Source organism: Campylobacter concisus (genome assembly GCF_902460575.1).
Classification (GTDB): Bacteria; Campylobacterota; Campylobacteria; order Campylobacterales; family Campylobacteraceae; genus Campylobacter_A; species Campylobacter_A concisus_AW.
In genome coordinates this window covers 12,375-16,112 of record NZ_CABPUY010000008.1, presented here as the reverse complement: position 1 = coordinate 16,112, position 3,738 = coordinate 12,375, and the positions used below count along the sequence as shown (strand labels likewise).

Sequence of the window (3,738 nt, the reverse complement as noted above, 5' to 3'; positions counted from 1 at the left end):
TTGTTATGAGATAGATATATCTATCATAGATTCTAGCAGATTTTCTGGCTTTTAATAAGGAATAAGTCCCTAAGGAGAAAGATAGCTCTCTTGAGCATTTTAAAACTTTTCTTGCGTTTGGTGCGATGACGCTTCGGTAGTAATAAATTCCATTGCGGTTTTTTAGATGTATCATGGATTTGCAGTGGAACAAAAGTGGGACACTTGACTAGTGCTTATTGGGAAAAGTTGTTTGTAATGGCGATGTAGCAAGGCCTTAAGCGATATTTAAAAATTTATCTCATAAGCCGGAGGTCGGGAGTTCAAGTCTCCCCTTTGACACCATAAATGTCCTACTTATCAATACTTTAACTGCCCTTCTTGCAGTTTCCCTTTCTTTAAAATTTCCTAAAAGTATGATACAGTTTTTATAAAAAGCGGTACATTTTTTCAGGATTGTTTTATTTTACATGATGCTTTCTATAAATTTGCTTTTATTTTTACTGATAGATAAAATTTTTATCTCAAAGTGAACAAACTTAAATTTATCTCACTCTTAAATTTTTCGGCACAACTTTTGCTTACTCTTTGAAGTAAATTTCAAGGAGTAAGCTATGAAAGTCTCTTATAACTCCATCTTAACAAAACAGCACTACCAAAAACATACAAAAAGCGAAGGCTTTGCAAATTTCCTACCTAACACTCCAAATATAAATTTGATCAGCCAAGTCACTACTCCTAAAAATGACTTTGTTTCATCTAGCAGTATCGACTCTCTTTATCAGGCTAAATTTACTTCACAAGAGGGCTATGGATATAGTGTAGATGCTAAAGGATTTATGGGAGCTGACTTTAACAAAGCAGCAGGTCTGCCACAGGACTTTAAAATCCACAAAAGCACACTTGATACGATAGTGCTACACAATCAAAAACATCCAAACTTTACAAATTCTTTAATGGAAACAAAAAAAGATAACCAACTCTTTGGAGAGGATAGCTTTGCAAATATCGATCTAGCAAATACTATCAAGCAATACTATAAAATTTTTGATCAAATTTCAGCTGGAGTTATTAGCAAGGGTAAAGAATTTTACTCAAATGAAGATCTAGCAAAGATGCCAAAGGGCTACTTTTCAAAAGATAAAAAAATAGATTATTCCGAATATCTAATGGATAGGATGACTAGCGATGAGCTAGATGGACTAACTGATAGAAGCAATGAAAAGATAACTCATATCTTTAGAACGACTCAAGACGTAGAGAATGCACGCAAGCTAATAAATGATCTAAGCGATATAAATGTAGAAGTTAATGGAAATTTCCTTGACTTTTCTCCAGAAGTGATGACAACTGAGCATACTATCCCTTATATGTGGGTTAGTAGCGCTGGATATGACTTCAAGCCTGATATGTCTGTATATGACAATGAACAAGGCTATACAAAGGAGCAAATCTTTGTAGCATTTTTGAAAAACGAGCAAGGTCTTGTGTTACAAGGTGGCACAACAAGAATAACTGACGAGGCTCTTAATGTGTATAAAAGTTCATTAATACTTACAAAACAAGATAGAAGTGAGATAGGCATACCAAAGGCTTATTATGATGAGATACTATCTGGCAAGAAAGATCTAAAGGATATACTAGCTAGGATTTTAAAGCTTAGAAATTTAGAGCTTAAAAAAGATCAAACACTCGAGGGGCTAGCAAGTAAGATAATGGATGTTTTAAAAGAATTTGATGAGAGGACGAAGGTAAGAGAGCTCTAAAAATATATAACATAGTAGGCATTCGCTCTAAGCCCTTTTAGCTCCTATGCTACTAAACATTTTTTACTTTTGCCGATATAAGATATATATTTTAAAAGGATTTAAAATGAATATATCACCAAATTTAGAGCCCATAAATATAAATTTACCCAAAGATATGATCTATTCAAGGGTCCTTCTTGGCGTAGATAGAGTGCAAACTTTAGACAATACAAATTTAAAGTCTGAGCTTAAAGACATCGCTACTAAGCTTATCTCAAATAGCACTTACTCTATCATCCAAAGCGCTAGCACCAGTGGCGTGAAGTCAGATTATGCTAAAGCAGATAGTGGGGCAAACGATGCTTTTTCTTATGTGGATATACAAAGAAGAAACTGGGACAAAAAAGACTTTGAAAACAAATATCTCTTTGGACAAGATGCCTCAGCACTAAGGAAAGTGGATCAAACTAGCACCTATTTTTCATCTATAAATTCAAAAACTCCCATTAAGCCCATTGCGGCAGCAGATACTAAATTTACAAATTTAAATGACTACGCCTATGAAAAAACGATAAAAACCTCACTGGGTGATGTAGAGGTCTTTTTGGATCTTTATGACGATAATGACAAACTAGGCATAGGCAAGCTAGACGCAAATGGATTTTTATTTAACTTTGATAGCAACAAGGACGGAGTGATAAATTCTGGTGATAAATACTTTGATAAGCTAAAAGTTAGAGGCTACGATAAAGATGGAAATGAGAAAATTTTCAAACTAAGCGAAGTTGTAAGCGAGATAAACCTTAACGACTTTATTAAAAAAGATATTAGAAATTTAAGCCATGAGGCTATGGACTTTGCTAGCAAAAATACGGTTGATTACAGAGTTAGTTTAAACAACTCAAACCCTTATACTCTTTTCTCGGCCGAGTATCGCTACCAAAAGATAGGCAAAGAAGAGACTAATAAATTTTTTAAAGACCATGCAGACCAAGACGGCTGGGTAGATCTTAGGGATAATAAGATATTTAACGAAGAGAGCGGCTTAAATAACTTTGCCTATGAGAAAGTTGGCTTTGACGGCAAGAAAAAGCTTAGCGAGTTTAACCCTATCATAAAGCCTTCTGGGCCTAAACAAGATGAGAGCTTTTCATACGCAGGCTATCAAAAAGATAGCTTTATGAAATTTTATAACGACTACCAAAAAGAGTCTAGCGCTCACAGCAAAGACGTAGAGTGGATAAGCAAAAATTTAAAAGAAAATGATGTAGAAGACGCAGATGATCTCATCTCAAAGCTAAAAGTCACAAAGTCATCTTATATAATCGCTATGGAGAGTGAGTTTGAAAAAGCGACTGGACTGGAGTTTAGCCTAGAAAATTTAGAAAGAGCAAAGCATGCTTTTGAGAGTGATACTAGCAAGGCAGCAGCTGCGCTAAAGGACACAGACAGCGTAATAGCTATGAAGCTAAACAAAAATGGCACGATCACGCTTAAATTTGATAGCGGAAGAGAGCTAGAGGTAAAAGAAATTTATAGCGACACTGGCAAGCTAATCAGCAAAGACGACAAAGATAGCAAAAGAGCAAGTATAAATTTAGATGCTAAGAGCATGAATGATGTAGAGCTAAATAGACTTGACTTTAAAGATATAGGCATAAAGAAAGACGAGAAGATATCTAGCCTAAAAGAGCTTGGAGCAAAGCTAGTTAAAAACCTCTCTGATAAATTTACAAGCAAATTCCTAATCAGACTTGAAAACGGCAAAAGTATCACCACCAAAGAAATTTACAACATCACCTACCTTGAAAATGACCTAAAATTTAAAGAGCTATCTAGCAAAGATAGGCTTTATAAAAAGGTAGATACGAGAGTTTAGGAGTAAATTTATGCAGACCAAAAACCCTTGGCAAAATAAAACTTTTTACAAAAAAGACGATATCTTTAGCATGAAGCTAAAAGGATACTAGATGATAAACGCACTTGGTAGCTACCCCTTAAATTTAGAGCA

General features: G+C 34.8%; 2 protein-coding genes. Both read left to right on the top strand.

What is annotated here, in order from left to right; translation table 11 throughout:
• The first annotated feature begins 593 nt into the window (after positions 1-593).
• On the top strand, positions 594-1,745 hold the full coding sequence (locus tag F3G76_RS10295) for a Cj0814 family flagellar-dependent secreted protein (protein WP_149706666.1): 1,152 nt from the start codon (positions 594-596) through the stop codon (positions 1,743-1,745).
• A gap of 106 nt (positions 1,746-1,851) precedes the next feature.
• Positions 1,852-3,606: a response regulator gene (locus tag F3G76_RS10290; RefSeq protein WP_149706665.1), complete on the top strand. Its 1,755-nt coding sequence runs from the start codon at positions 1,852-1,854 to the stop codon at positions 3,604-3,606.
• Positions 3,607-3,738 lie beyond the last annotated feature (132 nt).